This is a genomic window from Cohnella nanjingensis (assembly GCF_014212125.1).
GTDB lineage: Bacteria > Bacillota > Bacilli > Paenibacillales > Paenibacillaceae > Cohnella > Cohnella nanjingensis.
On record NZ_JACJVP010000001.1, the window covers coordinates 143278 to 159568 of the forward strand.

Annotated in this window: 18 protein-coding genes; 15 read left to right on the plus strand and 3 right to left on the minus strand. The window is 63.1% G+C overall.

The window, feature by feature from the left end; genetic code table 11:
• The first annotated feature begins 1 nt into the window (after position 1).
• From H7C19_RS00580 to H7C19_RS00605, 6 genes are all read left to right on the plus strand, one after another.
• Positions 2-325, plus strand: coding sequence for a thioredoxin family protein (locus H7C19_RS00580; RefSeq protein ID WP_185140616.1), 324 nt, complete (start codon positions 2-4; stop codon positions 323-325).
• 42 nt (positions 326-367) lie between these two features.
• Positions 368-1144 (plus strand): ABC transporter ATP-binding protein, encoded by a 777-nt coding sequence (locus tag H7C19_RS00585; RefSeq protein ID WP_185140617.1) that lies wholly within the window; start codon positions 368-370, stop codon positions 1142-1144.
• 2 nt (positions 1145-1146) lie between these two features.
• Positions 1147-2166, plus strand: a complete 1020-nt coding sequence (locus H7C19_RS00590) for a 23S rRNA (cytidine(2498)-2'-O)-methyltransferase RlmM (RefSeq protein ID WP_185140971.1) — start codon at positions 1147-1149, stop codon at positions 2164-2166.
• Between the two features lie 170 nt (positions 2167-2336).
• Positions 2337-3920, plus strand: coding sequence for a serine/threonine-protein kinase (locus H7C19_RS00595; protein WP_185140618.1), 1584 nt, complete (start codon positions 2337-2339; stop codon positions 3918-3920).
• A gap of 121 nt (positions 3921-4041) precedes the next feature.
• A complete protein-coding gene (locus tag H7C19_RS00600; RefSeq protein ID WP_185140619.1) occupies positions 4042-4737 on the plus strand; it encodes a response regulator transcription factor in 696 nt (231 codons plus the stop codon).
• Positions 4734-6080 (plus strand): sensor histidine kinase, encoded by a 1347-nt coding sequence (locus tag H7C19_RS00605; protein WP_185140620.1) that lies wholly within the window; start codon positions 4734-4736, stop codon positions 6078-6080. The genes H7C19_RS00600 and H7C19_RS00605 overlap by 4 nt, the downstream gene beginning before the upstream one ends.
• Before the next feature lie 128 nt (positions 6081-6208).
• On the opposite strand, the gene H7C19_RS00610 is transcribed toward H7C19_RS00605, so the two are convergent.
• On the minus strand, positions 6209-6697 hold the full coding sequence (locus tag H7C19_RS00610) for a C40 family peptidase (protein ID WP_185140621.1): 489 nt from the start codon (positions 6695-6697) through the stop codon (positions 6209-6211).
• Between the two features lie 233 nt (positions 6698-6930).
• Between H7C19_RS00610 and H7C19_RS00615 the strand changes: the two genes are divergently transcribed.
• The 4 genes from H7C19_RS00615 to H7C19_RS00630 are packed head-to-tail and all read left to right on the plus strand — an operon-like array spanning position 6931 to position 9984.
• Positions 6931-7791 (plus strand): carbon-nitrogen hydrolase family protein, encoded by an 861-nt coding sequence (locus tag H7C19_RS00615; protein WP_185140622.1) that lies wholly within the window; start codon positions 6931-6933, stop codon positions 7789-7791.
• 16 nt (positions 7792-7807) lie between these two features.
• Positions 7808-8467, plus strand: a complete 660-nt coding sequence (locus H7C19_RS00620; RefSeq protein WP_185140623.1) for a GNAT family N-acetyltransferase — start codon at positions 7808-7810, stop codon at positions 8465-8467.
• 27 nt (positions 8468-8494) lie between these two features.
• Positions 8495-9175 (plus strand): GNAT family N-acetyltransferase, encoded by a 681-nt coding sequence (locus H7C19_RS00625; protein ID WP_185140972.1) that lies wholly within the window; start codon positions 8495-8497, stop codon positions 9173-9175.
• A gap of 35 nt (positions 9176-9210) precedes the next feature.
• Positions 9211-9984 (plus strand): MBL fold metallo-hydrolase, encoded by a 774-nt coding sequence (locus H7C19_RS00630; RefSeq protein ID WP_376775305.1) that lies wholly within the window; start codon positions 9211-9213, stop codon positions 9982-9984.
• A 1-nt stretch (position 9985) separates the two neighbouring features.
• On the opposite strand, the gene H7C19_RS00635 is transcribed toward H7C19_RS00630, so the two are convergent.
• Entirely contained in the window at positions 9986-10639 is a 654-nt protein-coding gene (locus H7C19_RS00635) for a thiamine diphosphokinase (protein WP_185140625.1), read from the minus strand.
• Between the two features lie 269 nt (positions 10640-10908).
• Here H7C19_RS00635 and H7C19_RS00640 point away from each other — a divergent pair, with 269 nt between their 5' ends.
• Genes H7C19_RS00640 through H7C19_RS00655 form a run of 4 tightly spaced genes read left to right on the plus strand, consistent with a single transcriptional unit; the run spans position 10909 to position 13538 of the window.
• Complete coding sequence (locus H7C19_RS00640) at positions 10909-11565, plus strand: trimeric intracellular cation channel family protein (protein ID WP_376775289.1); 657 nt, start codon at positions 10909-10911, stop codon at positions 11563-11565.
• Entirely contained in the window at positions 11565-12035 is a 471-nt protein-coding gene (locus H7C19_RS00645) for a low molecular weight protein-tyrosine-phosphatase (protein WP_185140626.1), read from the plus strand. The genes H7C19_RS00640 and H7C19_RS00645 overlap by 1 nt, the downstream gene beginning before the upstream one ends.
• A gap of 10 nt (positions 12036-12045) precedes the next feature.
• Positions 12046-13002 (plus strand): phosphotransferase family protein, encoded by a 957-nt coding sequence (locus tag H7C19_RS00650; protein ID WP_185140627.1) that lies wholly within the window; start codon positions 12046-12048, stop codon positions 13000-13002.
• Entirely contained in the window at positions 12999-13538 is a 540-nt protein-coding gene (locus tag H7C19_RS00655; protein WP_185140628.1) for a hypothetical protein, read from the plus strand. The genes H7C19_RS00650 and H7C19_RS00655 overlap by 4 nt, the downstream gene beginning before the upstream one ends.
• 588 nt (positions 13539-14126) lie before the next feature.
• Here the strand turns inward: H7C19_RS00655 and H7C19_RS00660 are convergent.
• Entirely contained in the window at positions 14127-14873 is a 747-nt protein-coding gene (locus tag H7C19_RS00660; RefSeq protein ID WP_185140629.1) for an alpha/beta hydrolase, read from the minus strand.
• Between the two features lie 284 nt (positions 14874-15157).
• Here H7C19_RS00660 and pdhA point away from each other — a divergent pair, with 284 nt between their 5' ends.
• Positions 15158-16258: a pyruvate dehydrogenase (acetyl-transferring) E1 component subunit alpha gene (gene pdhA / locus H7C19_RS00665; RefSeq protein ID WP_185140630.1), complete on the plus strand. Its 1101-nt coding sequence runs from the start codon at positions 15158-15160 to the stop codon at positions 16256-16258.
• Positions 16259-16291: the final 33 nt, after the last annotated feature.

The window sequence follows — 16291 nt, forward strand, 5'->3', positions numbered from 1 at the left end:
CATGCGGGAATGGGAAGCGGGACGTTGGACGGCGGAGCTCGATGCCCATGAGGGACCGCTCGCGCTGTACGTCCATACGCCGCTCTGCGGCACGTGCGCGGTCGCGCGGCGCATGCTCGAAGTCGCCGAAGCGGCGACGCCCGGCGTCGAAGTCCGTTCGGCCAATCTGAATTTGATGCCGGGGCTAGCCGAGCGGTTCCGGATCGAGAGCGTGCCGTGCCTGCTGACGCGGCTGCCGGACGGCACTTGGCGCAAGGTCTATCGGTTCGGCTCCGTCATGGAGGTCGCCGGCAACCTGGCGCCATTGAGGATGGAGAAGCCATAGCGCTCGGCATGAGGTTTGGCAATGGGGAGAGGAGACAAGGCAATGATTCACTTGCAACATTTAACGCTGCGGCGGGGAGAACGCGATATTCTGAAGGGCGTCGACCTGCAGGTGCGGGACGGCGAGCGCTGGGTGCTGCTCGGACGCAACGGCTGCGGCAAATCGACGGTGCTGGAGATGATCACCGGCTATATGTTCCCGACAAGCGGAACGGTAGACGTGCTTGGGCATCGCTTCGGTCAGGTGGACGTACGCGAGATCCGGAAGAAGATCGGCAACATCGGCCCGGCTCTGATCGACAAGCTGGTGCTGCGCGATCCCGTCTGGGAGATCGTCGTCGGCGGCATCAACGCTTATCTGCGCATCTATGAGCAAGTTTCGCCCGAAGTGCGGGAACAAGCGCAAGCGGAACTTGCGCGGGTTGGCCTCGCGGCCTTGTCCGAACAGCCGTTCGGGACGCTGTCCCAAGGCGAACGCAAAAAGGTGCTGCTCGCGCGCACGATGATGGCGAATCCTGACCTGCTCATCATGGACGAGCCTTGCGCGGGACTCGACCTGTTCGAGCGCGAACGCTTCCTGGATTCGCTTCAGCGCATTCTGGACGACCGCAGCATGGCGATGCTGTACGTCACGCATCATATCGAAGAGATCATTCCGCTCTTCACGCACGTCGCGTTGATGGCGGACGGCCGCATCGTGGCCGCCGGACCGAAGCGGGACGTGCTGACGCCGGAACTGCTCATGTCGGCCTACGATCTGCCCATCCAGGTCGAATGGCAGGATGAACGGCCGTGGATTCGAGTAGGAAAGGGAAGATGACCATGTCCGCATTCATCGCGACCGCCAACCCCGGGTTTGCGCCCTACGCCATGGAGGAGCTGCGCAGACGGTTCCCCGGCATTGCGTTGTCCGGGCTGGCGCCGGGAGAGACGTTCCGCGTTCAGCATGACGAATACAGCCAAGAGGAACTGGTCCGGCGGCTTCGGGCGGACGAGCCGATCTTCCTTCGGCACGTCTTTCCCGTGAAGGAGGAAGTCGCGATGCCGAACTCGCCCGAAGAGACGGCGTCCGCGCTCGCGCGCTTCGCCGCTTCGCGATCGGCCGAAGCCAAGGGCGCCGCGGTCGCGGTGCAAGTGCGCAAATCGCAGGACAGCCCGTTCCCGTTCTCCTCGGCGGAAGGCCGGGACCTCATGACGCCCGCGCTGCAAGCGGCGGGAGCCGAGACCGTGGCGCGGGACGCCCGTTGGATCCTGTCCGTCTACGCGACCAAGAAGTCGATCTACTTCGGCTGGTCCGCGCCCCGCGACAACCTGTCCGACTGGCCGGGCGGGGCGGTCCGGTTCCGCCGGGAGGAAGGCCTCATCTCGCGCGCGGCGTTCAAGCTGCTCGAGGCGGAGAAGACGTTCGGCCTGCCGCTGAACCGCTTTTCGAACGCGCTGGATCTCGGCGCCGCGCCGGGCGGTTGGTCCTCGGTCCTGCTCGAGCGCGGCGTGCGGGTGACGGCCGTCGATCCGGCCGTGATGCACCCCTCCCTCGTCGGCCATCCGATGCTGCGCCACCTCCGGCAGAACGCCGCGGAGCTCTCTTTCGCGCCCGGCTCGTTCGACCTGCTCGTATGCGATATGAGCTGGGATCCGCATCATACGTGCCGGATCGTGAGCCAGCTGGCGCCGGCGCTGTCCGCCGGCGCCTCCGGTCTCATCACGCTGAAGCTGATGTACCGCAAGCCGCTCCAGACGATCGCGGATTTGCTGGAGGACTACCGGGAAGCTTTCGACGTTCGCCGGGTGAAGCAGCTGTTCCACAATCGCGACGAAGTGACGCTGTGGGTCCGCCGCTGACGATCTGTCTTCTCATTCGAAGCGGACTGTGCTACAATGCGGTCAATCGATCTTTTTAAACGGAATAGAACGGCGAACGACGGGAAAGCATCCCGCGGCGGCCTGCGGAACGTGACGTTCCCGCGGCTTCCGCGGGATTTTTTTGCGTTTCGCGAATCGGAGGGACTGAAATGGAAGGTCATGCTTCGAATCATATGGGGGATGCCTCCGCGTTCGGCGCCGCAGAGGCGGTCATCGCCGAACGCTACCGGATTGCCCGCCGCATCGGCAAGGGCGGCATGGGCAGCGTCTATCTCGCCGAAGACCTGCGTCTCGGAGGCAAATGGCAAGCGCTCAAGATTACGCGGCCTTACCCCGAGGAGCGGGACGCGTTCATCGCGGAAGCGCGCGTATTGAGCCGTCTCGATCACCCGCATCTGCCGAGGATCGTCGATTACCTGCCGCCGGACGGCGAAGGACTCGCCTGCATCGTCATGGACTACGTAGCCGGCGAGACGCTGGCGGACCGCTTCGAACGCCACGGACGCCGACTTCCGTTCGCCAAGGCGATCCGTTATTTGACGCACCTGGCCGGCGTTCTCGCGTATTTGCACGCCCAGACGCCCGCCATCGTATTCCGCGATCTGAAGCCCGCGAACGTCATCATCGACGGCGCGGACCGCGCGGTGCTCGTGGACTTCGGCATCGCCCGGCAGTTCCGCCCCGGCGCGGCTGCGGATACGATGCGTCTCGGGACGCCCGCCTTCGCCGCGCCGGAACAGCTCCGGGGCGGCCAGACGGACGCCAGGACCGACCTGTACGGTCTCGGCGCGCTCGCGTACTACTTGCTGACGGCCGGCGCTTATGCCGCCGGCCGCGGCCGGGAAGGGAGCGAGCCGTGGCAGGACGACGCGCCGCCGATGTTCCGGGAGTCGGTAGGCCGGCTGCTCTCCGAGCGGCCGGCGGACCGTCCCGGCAGCGCCGGCGAGGTGCTGCGCGAGTGGCGCCGATACGGCGGCGTGCCGGGCGAAGGAGCCGAGCTTCGCCAGCCCGCGGAGACGGGCGTCACGGTGGTGGCGCTGGCTTCGGCCTATCCCGGCGCCGGAGCGACGTTCGCCGCCCAGATGCTCTCCCGGCGGCTCGCGGATCGCGACGTGCCGCACGCGCTCGTCGAGTGCCCGGGCGGGGAGCCGGAGCTCTACCGCCGGCTGGACGGAGACCGGCGCATGCCTCGGCGCGCCGCCTTCGCCGATCCTGCGGGCGCGGGGCCGGTACAGCCCGCCTGGCGGCAGGGGAGCGCCATGTACTACCCGCTCTCCGATACGGCCGCCGCATGGGCGCCGCCGCCGGCCGAGTTCGGCGGTTGGCTGCGCAAGCTGGGCGCTCCTGTCGTCCTGCTGGACGTGTCCAGCAGGTGGCAGTCGCAAGGCGCGTCGGCTTGGCTCGCCGAGCAAGCCGACGCGATCTACCTGGTCGCCGACAGCATGCCGTCCAAATGGAGCGAACGCCGGCAGCGCGGCTGCGCGGAGCTGCTGCGCATGGCGCGAGCGAACGGAGCCGCGGCCGGCTGGATCGCGAACCGGGACCATGCGTTTCGCGAACGCGACGAATGGCTGACGCTTTTCCCCGAGGAGCCGATGCTTTGCCTGCCGCAATGGCCGGCAGAGGAGGTGGCCGCCGCCTTGTGGCGGGGGGAGACCGTGCGGCTGCGCGCCCGCGAAGCGGCCGCCGTCGATGCGTTCTGGCGGCGCGGACCGCTGGGCGAGGCGCGTTGAACCGCCGGAAGGCGGGGTTTCGCCACAAGGTCTGCCAGTCGATTCTAGGTAGACAGTCATGGTACAATAGAAAGAAGTTCGGCGTTAAACGCGGGCTTGCTGATAACCGAGGTGATACGCAATGGGTGAACGAATATTGATTATCGAAGACGAGGACGGCATCGCGCGCGTCCTCACGCTGGAATTGGAACATGAAGGCTACGAAGTCGGCCGCGCGATCGACGGGCGGACCGGCCTCGAGATGGCGATCGGAGGCGAGTGGGATCTCGTGCTGCTCGACGTTATGCTGCCCGAGCTGAACGGGATCGAGGTGCTGCGGCGGCTGCGGCAGAACGACCACGCCGTGCCCGTCATCCTGCTCACGGCGCGGGATACCGTGCCCGACAAGGTCAGCGGCTTCGAGCACGGCGCGAACGACTACGTGACGAAGCCGTTCGCGATGGAGGAGCTGCTCGCGCGGGTGCGGAACCTGCTGCGCATCTTCAAGGCGTCGCGCGACGGCGAGAGCGAGGACGTGCTGCGGATCGGGGATCTGACGATCGAGCTGATCACGCGGAAGGTGTTCCGCAAGGACCACGCGATCGACCTGACGCCGCGGGAGTTCGAGCTGCTGCTCTATCTGGCCCGTCACCGGAACGAGGAGAAGACCCGCGACGAGATTCTGTCCGACGTCTGGGGATACGAATATATCGGCGACACCAACGTCGTCGACGTCTACATCCGGTACCTGCGCCAGAAGATGGACAAGGGCTACCGGCACAAACTGCTTCATACCGTCCGCGGCGTCGGCTACATGCTGCGGGAGCCTGAAGCATGACGCTTAGGCTGCGCTTTACGCTGTTCACCGTTTTTTGGCTGATCTTCATCCTGATTCTGTACAACGTCTTCGTCTATTTCTTCGTCATCCGCGTCACGACGCGCGGGGAGCTTCAGCTCCTCGCGAACAAGGCGGATCTCGTCGTCGAGACGCTGCGCAAGCAGAAGATGGTCGGCATCGACGATCCGAAGCTGCTGAGCGACATGTACAACGTGAACGAGATGATGCGGATCGTCACCGCGGATTCCCACGTCGTCAACACGGTCGGGATCGACAAGGAGCTGCTAAGCATTCCGATCGACGTCCGCACCGTCTCCCATTCGGAGACGCTGCGGCTGAACGGCCAGCGGGTCCTCCTCTGGTCGGTCCCCATCTACGAAGAACATCGGCTGATCGGCGAAGTGGAGAGCGCCAGGCGTCTAACGGTGTTGGACGGCTATCTGCAGATCCTGCTCGGCGCGCTCAGCGTGACGAGCGTCGGGGCGATCCTGTTCGCCATCCTGGGGACGTACTGGTTCACCTCCCGGCTGACGGGGCCGATCGGCCAGATGGTGCAGACGATGCGCGAGATCGACCGCAGCGGCAAGCTGCAGCGCGTCAAGATGGGGCAGGAAGAGTCGATCGAGCTGCAGCAGCTGATTCGCGCCTTCAACCAGATGATCGAGCGGCTCGACCGCACGATCGAACGGCAGAAGCAATTCGTCGCCGACGCCTCGCACGAGCTGAAGACGCCGCTCACGGTCATCGGGAGCTACGCCGACATGCTGAAGCGTTGGGGCCGCGATAACGTCGAAGTGCGCGACGAGGCGATCGAGGCGATCGCCAAGGAGACCGAGCGGCTCAAGAAGTTGACGCGTTCCATGCTGACGCTCGCGGAGGCCGAACAGGACGATTGGGTCAACAAGACCCGGTTCGACGCGGTCGGCGTCGTCAAGGAGCTGTCCGGCGTGCTGGGTACGACGTTCCGGCGCGAAATTCGGGTGCATGCGCCCGGTTCCGCCGTTCAGTTGACCGGAGACAAGGACAAGTTCCGCCAGATGCTGCTCATCTTGCTGGACAATGCGATCAAGTACAGCAAGGAACCGATCGACGTGCGGATCCGTTCCGACAAGAACTCGGTGCAGCTCGAAGTGACGGACTACGGCATCGGGATCTCGGAGGCCGAGATTCCTTATCTGTTCGAGCGGTTCTACCGGGTCGACGAAGCCCGTCATCGGACGACCGGCGGCAGCGGGCTCGGCCTGTCCATCGCCAAGCGGATCATCGAACTGCACGGCGGCAGCGTTGAGGTGTTCAGCAAACCCGGCAGCGGCACGACGATCGCGATCCAATTTCCCAAATAAACTGCGACAAAAGAACGGCAACGCCGGATGCGAGATCCGGGCGTTGCCGTTCTTGGTGTTGGGATTTGTGTGATAGCGGTGCGATAGGTCGAGCTGTAGGCAAAACTATGTCAGTCTATTCGAGGAGCTTAGAGGACGCGGCGCGCCGTTACGTAATGCTGCTTCCAGTAGGTCGAGCTGAGACTCGTGACCGTGACGCCGGGTTTGCCGTAGGTGTGCAGGATCTTGTTGCTGCCGATGTAGACGGCGACGTGTCCGATCTTGGAGCCGGTGCGCGAGGTTTTGAAGAAGACGAGATCGCCTTTTTTCAAGCTGGCTTTGGCGATTTTCTTGCCCTTCGTCGCTTGCGAGCTGGACACCCGGGGCAGCTTGACGCCGTATTTGCCGAAGATATATTGGGTGAAGCTGGAGCAGTCGAAGACCGAAGTCTTGCCGGAAGGGGCGCCGAAACGATATTTGACGCCTAAATATTTTTTGCCCAACGTGATGATTTTGTCCGCTTTGGTCGTAGCCGCGGACGCGGAAGGAGACGAAGCCATGGCTGCGCCCGTGAATGCGATGACGGCGCATAGGCTGATGCTTGCGACTTTTCGGACGATCGTGCTCTTGATGCTCATGCTGTAAGATATCCTCCATCCAAGTTGTATGTATTCATCCGATGACGTTGAGATCGAGTATAGCAGACTCGAAACCTCCTACAATTTCCCAAAAAGAATGGAAAGATTGCTATTGTGCGGGTTGAATCGCCTTTCTTAGAAATCAATGAGAATTCTCTCATGTCGATCCGCGCTTGCTCCCCGGCGATCTATCCCTATAATTAAGGGGAGGAAAAGAGAGGGGGAAACCGGTTATGAAAATGCGCGTATCGGCCGTGCAGTTCCAACTTCGGGACGTGAGCGACTTCGCGGCGTACCGCGGGCAGGTCACGCATTACGTGCGCAACGCGGCGGAATACGGGGCCCAGTTCATCCTGTTCCCGGAATTCGTCACGACGCCGTTGCTCTCCATCGGCGTCGAAGCGGGCGGGGCGGGACAGCCGATCGAGCGTCTGCTCGATTACGCGGAAGATTACCTCGGACTCTTCTCGGGCTTGGCTCGGGAGTTCGGCGTCTATATCGTCGGGGGCACGCATCTGACGAAGAAAGGCGACTCGCTGCGCAACACGGCATTCCTGTTCGCGCCGGACGGCAGCTATCAGACCCAGGACAAGCTGCATATCACGCCGACGGAGAAGGAAGCCTGGAACGTCTCGGACGGCGAAGGCGTCTCCGTCTTCGATACGCCGTACGGCCGGATCGGCCTGCTGACTTGCTACGACATCGAGTTCCCGGAGATCGTGCGGATGGTGCGGGCGAAGGGGGCCGACGTCATCTTCTGTCCGTCCTGCACGGACGACCGTCACGGGTTCTATCGCGTGCGCTACTGCTGCCATGCCCGGGCCGTCGAGAACCAAATCTATATCGTTACGACCGGTACCGTGGGGTCGCTCGAACGCGTCGACTTCATGCGGGCGAACTACGGACAAGCGGCGGTCATCACGCCGAACGACATTCCGTTCCCGCCGCGCGGCATTCAATGCGAAGGGGAGATCAACGGAGATATGCTCATCACGGCGGATCTCGATCTCGCCTTGCTCGAGGACGTACGCCGGGCCGGGTCCGTCACGACTTGGCGGGACCGGCGCACGGATCTGTACCCGGATTGGTCTTGAAACGGGGGCTGACGCGATGCTGAAGCGGCTGTACGTATCGGACGGAAGCCGGATGGCGCCTGCGGTGATCCGCAACTACGCGGAGCGCGACTTCCCTGGCCTCGTCGAGGTGCAGGCGGAGAGCTTCCCGCCGCCCTATCCGTCCGAGCTGTGGTGGAATGAAGAGCAATTGCGCGCGCATGTGACGCGGTTCCCGGAAGGCGCGCTCTGCGCGGAGGTGGACGGACGGATCGTCGGCTCCATGACGGCGCTGCGCCGGACGTTCCGCGAAGGCGACCGGCACGATTGGGCGTCGGTGACGGACGACGGATACATCGGGACGCACGAGCCGGACGGCGAGACGCTCTACGTCGCGGACATCTGCGTTCGGCCTGCGTACCGATCGTTCGGCCTCGGCAAGTGGCTGATGCAGTCGATGTACGAGACCGTCGTGCAGCTCGGCTGCCGGCGGCTGCTCGGCGCGGGCCGGATGCCGGGTTACCGGGGCGTATCGGGCGAGCTGACGCCCGAACGATACGTGGCCGAAGTCGCCGAAGGACGCCGCAAGGATCCGGTCCTGACGTTCCTGCTTCGCTGCGGACGTTCGCCGGCCGGCGTCGTGCGCGATTATCTGGATGACGAAGATTCCTGCGGGAACGCGGCGCTGATGGAATGGCGCAACCCGTTCAAGCCTTAGAAGATGGAGGAGGAGCTGTTCATGGCTTTGGAATACCGTAAAATCGGATCGGTGGACGATCCCTATTTCGCCAAAATGCACCGGCTGATGGGGGAAGCGTTCCCGCCGGAGGAAGTGCTGGCGTTCGATCTCTGGAAGGAGCCGCTCCTGGACCTGACCATTCAAGTCTACGTGGCCGTGCTCGACGGCGAAGTCGTTGGCGCGACGGAGTACCGTTATCGGCCGGAATTCGCGGTCGCGATGACCGACTTCACGATCGTGGGCCGACCCGGGCTCGGCATCGGCCGGTTCCTGCTCGTACAGCGCGAAGCGCACCTGCGGCAGCTGGAGGCGGAGAGCGGGACGGCGTCGCTCGGCATGTTCGCGGAGATCTACGATCCGTCGCTTGCCGAACCGGAGACGGGCGTAGCTGCCGGTCGCGTGAGTCCGATGCATCCGGCCGTCCGCCGGGAAGTGCTGTCCCACCTCGGCTTCAAGAAGCTGGACCTTGACTACGTCCATCCGTCCTGGGACCACGAAGGCAAAGCGGTGAAAGGACTGGACTTCTGCTTCCGTCCCGCGGACGAAACGCGCGATGCGCTGCCCGCCTCGCTGCCCGTCGGCTTCCTGCGCTGGTATTACGCCGCGCTGCCGAACAAGCCGCAGGAATGGCATGAGATGATGGCGCGGCTGGAAGCCCGCGAATCGGTGCGGCTGCTGCCGATCTAACGTCAGGCGGAACGGGAGAAGAAAGGCGAATGAACATGAACATCACGATCTTGGGCAACGGGGATTCGATGGGAACGCCCCGCGTCTATTGCGAATGTCCGGTTTGCGCGGAAGCCCGGACGTCGGGCGCGAATGTCAGGCTGCGCTCGTCGGTCTGGCTGGAGACGGAGGGGGAGGCGCCGCTGCTCGTCGATTGCGGGCCGGATTGGCGGACGCAGATGGAGTCGCTCGGCGTTCGGCAGGTCCGGCACGGCCTGCTGACGCACGCGCACTTCGATCATATCGGCGGCTTGGCCGAGTGGGCGGACGCCTGCCGCTGGCGGGAGGAGACCGCGCGTCTCTACGGACCGGCCGAGGTGCTCGCCGAAGTGGACGAACGGTTCCCCTGGCTGGGCAGCCGGCTGCTGGCGACGACCAACGACGACGGCATGGCTTACGGGGATTGGCGGATTCGGACGTGGAAGGTGAATCACGGCAAGAACGGTTTCTCTTACGCTTACCGGTTCGACGATGCCGGCAGAGGCGTCGCTTGGGCGTATTGTCCGGACTCCATCAACCTGACGGAAGCGCAAAAAGCGCCCTTGCGGGGCGTGTCGCTGCTCGTCCTCGGAACGAGTTATTATCATGAACCGTATCCGATGGAGACGCGCTCGCTGTACGACGTCGTCGAAGGGCTGGCGCTCGTGGAAGAGCTTGCCGTCCCGTCCGCCGTCTTCACGCATCTGTCCCACGACATCGACGTCCGCCGGGATTACGGTCTGCCGGCCCACGTGCGGCTCGCGCACGCGGGTCTCGTCTTGACCGTCTAGCTCAGTCGCGGCTTCGGATGACGAGGAGCAAACCGTCCCGGACGGCGATATCGCCTTCCGGCGCAACAAGGTAATTGCTGATGCCGAGCGACATGCCGAGCTTGAGCGTGGCGTCGTTCAGCGGATAGGCGAACCCTTGCAAGGTGACGCCCGTCACCTGCGGGGAGAGGGGCAGCAACGAGACATAAGGGTATCGTTCATCCGCCTCCAGCCGGCACCGATCGGCCAGGAGGCGGATCTCGTTGTGCGCGTCCGCCAGACACGCCGACGCGCCCGCGTCCAGGGCGACGGCAAGCAGATGGACGTTCGCCAGGCTATGGTCGAACCGCGTGCCGAGTCCGCCGAAGATGACGATGTCGCGGAAGCCGCGCTTCAGCGCCTCCCGCAGCGCGAGCTCGGTATCGGTCCAGTCTTTGTCGACGGCGTCGAAGCTTTGGAATTCTCCGGCGCGGCTTCGGACGGTGCGCAACTGGGCGTCGTCGACCGAGTCGAAGTCGCCGAGCGCCAGATGGGGCGCATAGCCTTGCTCGACGAGGAAGGAGGCGCCCCGGTCGGCGCCGATCAAGTAATCGTCCGGCCGAATGCGCGCAAGGCTCCACGGACCGGTGGTCCCGCCGGTCACGATCACGGCGCGCCGATAGGAAGGTTGGATCATGACGGTTGTCCTCCAATGCGTCAGGCAGCGTAGAAGCTGGGAATACGTTCAGTATAACGGGTATTGCGTCCCGGAGCGAACGAAGTATAAACGGCTTTGCCGTCTTTCTAGACGGCGACGCGTTTTTATCGTCGGTCCTACAGCAATGGATAGGCGAGTTGCGTTGCTTATCCATGCTGTACGACTCCAAAAATGACCGTTGCGGACGGGCGCGGTCAACCGCTACAATGGACTAGGTCTTATTAACGGAATGCCGGGGGTTGTCATCATTGCATTGGACGCTTTATCACCTGGACGTCTTTCAGCTGTTCAGCCTGATCGGCACGATCGCCTTCGCCGTCAGCGGCGCGATCGTCGCGATGGAGGAAGAGTACGATATACTGGGCGTCTTCGTGCTCGGTCTGATTACGGCTTTCGGGGGCGGCGTCGTCCGCAACCTGCTGATCGGCGTACCCGTCACCTCGCTCTGGAACCAGGGCTTGTTCTTGAAAACGGCGGGCGTCGCGATCCTGATCGTGTTCGTGCTGCCGATGGCTTGGATCCATCATTGGAAGCGAAGCGAGGCGTTCTTCGACGCGATCGGTCTGGCCGCCTTCGCCATCCAGGGCGCGATGTACGCGGTCGACGCCAAGCTCCCGCTCAGCGCGGTCATGGTAGCCGCGATGCTGACCGGCATCGGCGGCGGGATGATCCGGGATATCATGGCGGGACGCAAGCCGCTCGTGCTCAAGGACGAGATCTACGCCGTATGGGCGCTTGCCGCGGGTCTTGCAGTCGGCATCGGCGAAATGAAAGCGACGTGGCATTTGATCGTCCTGTTCCTGTTGACCGTGCTGTTCCGCATGCTATCCGTCCACTATAAATGGAAGCTGCCGCGCCGCAAGTACGTTCAGGCGCGCAGCGGGGAAAACGGGGTCGAATCTTAATGGCGTATCGCGTCTTATTCGTATGTTTGGGCAATATCTGCCGGTCTCCGATGGCGGAAGCGGTGTTCCGGGAGCGGGTGAACGCGGCCGGACTGCAGGAAGCGATCGAGATCGATTCGGCGGGAACGGGCGACTGGCATATCGGGAAGCCGCCGCACGAAGGGACTCGGAGGCTGCTGGACGACAAGAAGATCTCCTATGCGGGGATGTGCGCCCGCCAGCTGAAGCCGGAGGACGGCCGCCGCTTCGATCTGATCGTGGCGATGGACGGGAACAACGAGCGCGACATCCGCGCCGCGATCGGCGCCGACGCCGAGGCGGAGGTCATCCGCTTCCTCTCTGTCGTGCCGGACAGCAAGCTGCAGGACGTGCCCGATCCCTACTACACGGGCGACTTCGAGGAGACGTACGCGCTCGTGTGCGAGGGCTGCGACCGGCTGCTCGAGCGCATCCGGCAGAGTCTGGCCTAGGAGGTGACCAATGGATCGAGACTGGGAGCGGTCGCTTCCCTTCGAGCCGATCGGGGAGGCGGAGATCGCCAGCCTGCTCAGGCAATACGACGCCAAACTGCGGCTTACTCGCGTCCTTCCGCTGTCCGATGAGGGCAAGCGGAACACGAACTACCGCGTCTGGACGGATGACGGCGATTCCTCCCTGGTGCTTCGCGTCTACGCCTCAGGCGATGACGGCTGGCGCAGGGAATCCGCGCTGTTCCGCCGGATGCGGCAGCTGGATGTGCCCGTTCAACGGCTATGCTATCAGGGCGAGGCGGAAGGGCGCGCGTTCGGCATCTACAGCTTCGCGGAAGGCCGCTCGCTCCAGGCGGAGATGCTGTCCGGCGCGAGGCCCGAACCGGATCTGCTTCATGCGTTGGGCGCCTTCGCCGCGCGCATCCATTCGGTCCGCTACGGCGCGCCGGGCTTTCTGGATGAGCGGTTGCAGCCGCAACCGGGGCTCGCCCCGCTCGCGGACTGGTTCGGGTTCTTCCTGGACGACAGGGTGCGGGAGCGGCTCGGAGAGCCATTGGCCGCCGACTTGTCGCGCTTGATCGAAGACCGGCGGACGACGTGGGCCGAACTCGATCGGCACGCCTGCTTGGTCCATGGCGACTTCCGCCCCGCGAATATCGCCGTATCGGGGGGACGCGTCAGCGCCGTGCTGGACTGGGAGTTCGCCATGGCGGGACACGCGATCGCGGATCTCGGACAGTGGTTCCGCTACGGGCGGCTGTTCGAGGGACCGCTGCAGGCGGCGTTCGTCGCCGGGTATGAGGACGCTTCGGGTTCGAAGCTGCCTCATCAATGGGAACGGCTCGCCCGTCTGCGGGATTTGTCCAACCTGCTGCAGATGCTCGGCGGGGAGGCGGAACTTCCGAACAGACATCAAGATCTGCGCGCGCTCATCGAAGCGACGGTCAGGAGGGTGAACGACAAATGACGACGAATCGGATCGGTCGCGCGAATGGGGAAGAGGAGACGCCTTTCCCGCTGCTGAAGTTCGTCTCCGGAGATACGCTCGCCGAGCGGCTGCAGGAGGTGAAGCCGCTCGGCGAAACGGAGCATTCGCTCTACCGGCTCGTGAAAGACGCGGCGAGCGGAGAGCACTACCTTCATTATGCGGCGAGGCACCTGAACATCGCCGGCGGCGGAGCGGAGGAGCATTACCATCATCTGCTCCCGCTCGGCAGCGACGACGTGATCGCGATCGCCCTGGGAGAGCCGTGGCCCGTCTATCCGGACGAGTGGCGCTCCGCCTATCTGCGGAACGGACCGAACGGCGGCTATGTCTGGTACGATCCGGACGGCGCGGCAGGGGGTTCGGACGATGCGGCAGGATATGAAGCGGCCGCCCTCGCGCTTCGCGAGAAGCTGCTGGCATTCCGCCGGGAAGGCGGCAGGAGCGAGGCGGATCTGCAGCGGCTGCTCGATGAGACGGAAGGGCTATTTCCCCGGCGCGAGCCGAACGGGGAATAGCCCTTTTCCATGGCTGCCGAATAAGGGGACGATCAGTTCGTTCCGGCGATGATCTGCGTCCGAATGCCGTGAGCCGAAATCTCCGTGTCGAAGGCGGCTTGGGAGCGATCGTCACCCGCGCAACTACTGGCCGCATATCAGTTGCTTTACAGCGCCCCATCACGCCTTCCAGGCTCCTGTAACGATACTTTTTATCGTTGCAGCCCTCGTATGCGGCTCCAAGGCTCCTGTAACGATACTTTCTATCGTTACAGCCCTCGTACGCGGCTCCAGGGCTCCTGTAACGATACTTTTTATCGTTGCAGCCCTCGTACGCAGCTCCATGGCTCCTGTAACGATACTTTCTATCGTTACAGCCCTCGTATGCGGCTCCAAGGCTCCTGTAACGATACTTTTTATCGTTACAGCCCTCGTATGCGTCTCAAAGGCTCCTGTAACGATACTTTTTATCGTTGCAGCCCTCGTATGCGGCTCCAAGGCTCCTGTAACGATACTTTTTATCGTTACAGCCCTCGTACGCGGCTCCAAGGCTCCTGTAACGATACTTTCTATCGTTGCAGTTCTCCCCCGCCGATCAGGCATCGACGGTTACATATGCGCCTCGGGACCCAGGAACGCGCCCAGCGCCTCGGGAAGCTCGGTCTGCCAGAAGCCCCATTTATGCTCGCCGGCTTTTTCCCGATAATCGATGTACGCGCCTTTGCGTTCGAGCAGCCGGCGGGCCATCCGGTTCAGTTCCACGAAGTTGAACGTGCCGTGATCCGTCTGGTAGGCCGTCTCCTGCAAGCCGACCGTCATCCATACGGACAGGTTGGACAGATCGGACGCCTGCTGAATCTGGCGGATCGACGTGTCGTAATAAGCGCCGGAGAGAGACAGGATCCGGTTGAACGCATCCGGCCAGCGCAACGCGATCGACAGGCTCGCGGCGCCGCCTAGCGAATCGCCGGCGAGCAGCCGGCTGCGGAGGTCGCCGCGGACGGCGAAGTTCGCTTCTATATAAGGGACGAGTTCCTCCATCCAGAAGGCCAAATACGCTTCGTGCCGGTCGCTGCCCGGCTGATACTCTTCGGTGCGCACCTTCTTGTCCACGTCGACCCCCACGATTACGAACGGCTCCCACGCTTCGCCGACGATGCGTTCGTGGGAGAGGGTGGCGATGCGGCCGAAGTTGAAGAAATCTTCACCGTCCTGACAATATACGACGGGATATTGGAGGTCATCCCGGTACGACGGGGGTAAGTACACTCGAACGGTTCTTTCTCCGGTTGACAGGTAACGGCTGGGAATCTGGCGCTTGACGACGGTGCGCCGCACCGGCTGGTCTTGGTTCACGCGGGGACATCCTCTCTCCTTGGGAATCGGGTATGGCAATCCTTCGGCATGGGCAAACCATAGAAATGGACGGCTCCGCCTGCCTGGCGGAGTATGTTCGGCCATGCATTTTGTATTACTGTGTTATACTAAAAACATCACCCTGTACTACAAACAAAATGGTCGATCGAGCGCGAAAAAATCAATAATTAAGCCTTTTTTACTTTGACCAAACCAATCAAACAGAGCTATAATAATTCTATAACAGAAACCCCTCTTCCACAATTCTTGACGAGGTGATCGAGATGAGTAAAGGTTCATTGGACGCCCCGGCTAAGCCGGTTCAACAATTCCCGCACGTAGTACACTCGGAAGACGTAACGCCGCTCCAGGTATTGTCTCCGGAAGGCGAAGTGGTCAATCCCGACGCGATGCCGAAGCTGTCCGACGAGCAACTGAAAGAAATCATGTACCGTATGGTATTTACCCGCACTTGGGACGACCGCGCCATCAACCTGGGCCGCCAAGGCCGTCTGGGCTTCTACGCGCCGGTCTCCGGCCAAGAAGGCACGATGGTCGGCAGCGAGTACGCCCTCACGAAGGACGACTTCGTCTGCCCGGGCTACCGCGATATGCCGCAGCTGGTCTGGCACGGCCTGCCGCTGTATCAGGCGTTCCTGTATTCCCGCGGCCATCAGCACGGCGGCCAGATCCCCGAAGGCGTCAACGTGCTCATGCCGCAGATCATCATCGGCGCGCAGATCCTGCACGCGACGGGGGTCGCGATGGGCTTCAAGCTGAAGGGCGAGAAGCGCGTCGCCATCACGTACACGGGCGACGGCGGTTCCTCCGAAGGCGACTTCTACGAAGGCTTGAACTTCGCAGGCTCCTTTAAGCTGCCGGTCATCTACTTCGTACAGAACAACGGCTACGCCATCACGACGCCGTTCGCCAAGCAGACCGGCGCCCAATCGATCGCCCACAAGGCGCTCGCAGCCGGCGTTCGCGGCGTTCAGATCGACGGCATGGACGTGCTGGCCGTCATCTCCGCCGTGCAAGAAGCGGCCGAGGTCGCTCGCAACGGCGGGGGAGCGACGCTGATCGAAGCGATCACGTACCGGTTCCGCCCGCACTCGATGTCCGACGACGCCACCAAGTACCGCACGAAGGAAGAAGAGCAGGAGTGGAGCCTGAAGGATCCGCTGGTGCGCTTCGGCAAGTACCTGGAAGCGAAGGGACTCTGGTCCGAGGAAGAGACCGCCCGCGTGAAGGAAGAAGCCAAGGCGGCTGTAGCTGAGCACATCAAGAAAGCCGAGCAGACGGAGAAGATGACCGTCGCGGGCCTGATCGACTCCATGTTCGAGCAAACGCCGGCGCATCTCGAAGAGCAGAAGGCCGATTTCTAAGTTAAACCGTCGACACGGCTGACAATCCATAGA

Bases quoted from the DNA above. Each gene is read 5' to 3' on its own strand.
- H7C19_RS00580 (WP_185140616.1), top strand. From the start codon at position 2: ATGCGGGAATGGGAAGCGGGACGTTGGACGGCGGAGCTCGATGCCCAT.
- H7C19_RS00585 (WP_185140617.1), top strand. From the start codon at position 368: ATGATTCACTTGCAACATTTAACGCTGCGGCGGGGAGAACGCGATATT.
- H7C19_RS00590 (WP_185140971.1), top strand. From the start codon at position 1,147: ATGTCCGCATTCATCGCGACCGCCAACCCCGGGTTTGCGCCCTACGCC.
- H7C19_RS00595 (WP_185140618.1), top strand. From the start codon at position 2,337: ATGGAAGGTCATGCTTCGAATCATATGGGGGATGCCTCCGCGTTCGGC.
- H7C19_RS00600 (WP_185140619.1), top strand. From the start codon at position 4,042: ATGGGTGAACGAATATTGATTATCGAAGACGAGGACGGCATCGCGCGC.
- H7C19_RS00605 (WP_185140620.1), top strand. From the start codon at position 4,734: ATGACGCTTAGGCTGCGCTTTACGCTGTTCACCGTTTTTTGGCTGATC.
- H7C19_RS00610 (WP_185140621.1), bottom strand. From the start codon at position 6,697: ATGAGCATCAAGAGCACGATCGTCCGAAAAGTCGCAAGCATCAGCCTA.
- H7C19_RS00615 (WP_185140622.1), top strand. From the start codon at position 6,931: ATGAAAATGCGCGTATCGGCCGTGCAGTTCCAACTTCGGGACGTGAGC.
- H7C19_RS00620 (WP_185140623.1), top strand. From the start codon at position 7,808: ATGCTGAAGCGGCTGTACGTATCGGACGGAAGCCGGATGGCGCCTGCG.
- H7C19_RS00630 (WP_376775305.1), top strand. From the start codon at position 9,211: ATGAACATCACGATCTTGGGCAACGGGGATTCGATGGGAACGCCCCGC.
- H7C19_RS00635 (WP_185140625.1), bottom strand. From the start codon at position 10,639: ATGATCCAACCTTCCTATCGGCGCGCCGTGATCGTGACCGGCGGGACC.
- H7C19_RS00645 (WP_185140626.1), top strand. From the start codon at position 11,565: ATGGCGTATCGCGTCTTATTCGTATGTTTGGGCAATATCTGCCGGTCT.
- H7C19_RS00650 (WP_185140627.1), top strand. From the start codon at position 12,046: ATGGATCGAGACTGGGAGCGGTCGCTTCCCTTCGAGCCGATCGGGGAG.
- H7C19_RS00655 (WP_185140628.1), top strand. From the start codon at position 12,999: ATGACGACGAATCGGATCGGTCGCGCGAATGGGGAAGAGGAGACGCCT.
- pdhA (WP_185140630.1), top strand. From the start codon at position 15,158: ATGAGTAAAGGTTCATTGGACGCCCCGGCTAAGCCGGTTCAACAATTC.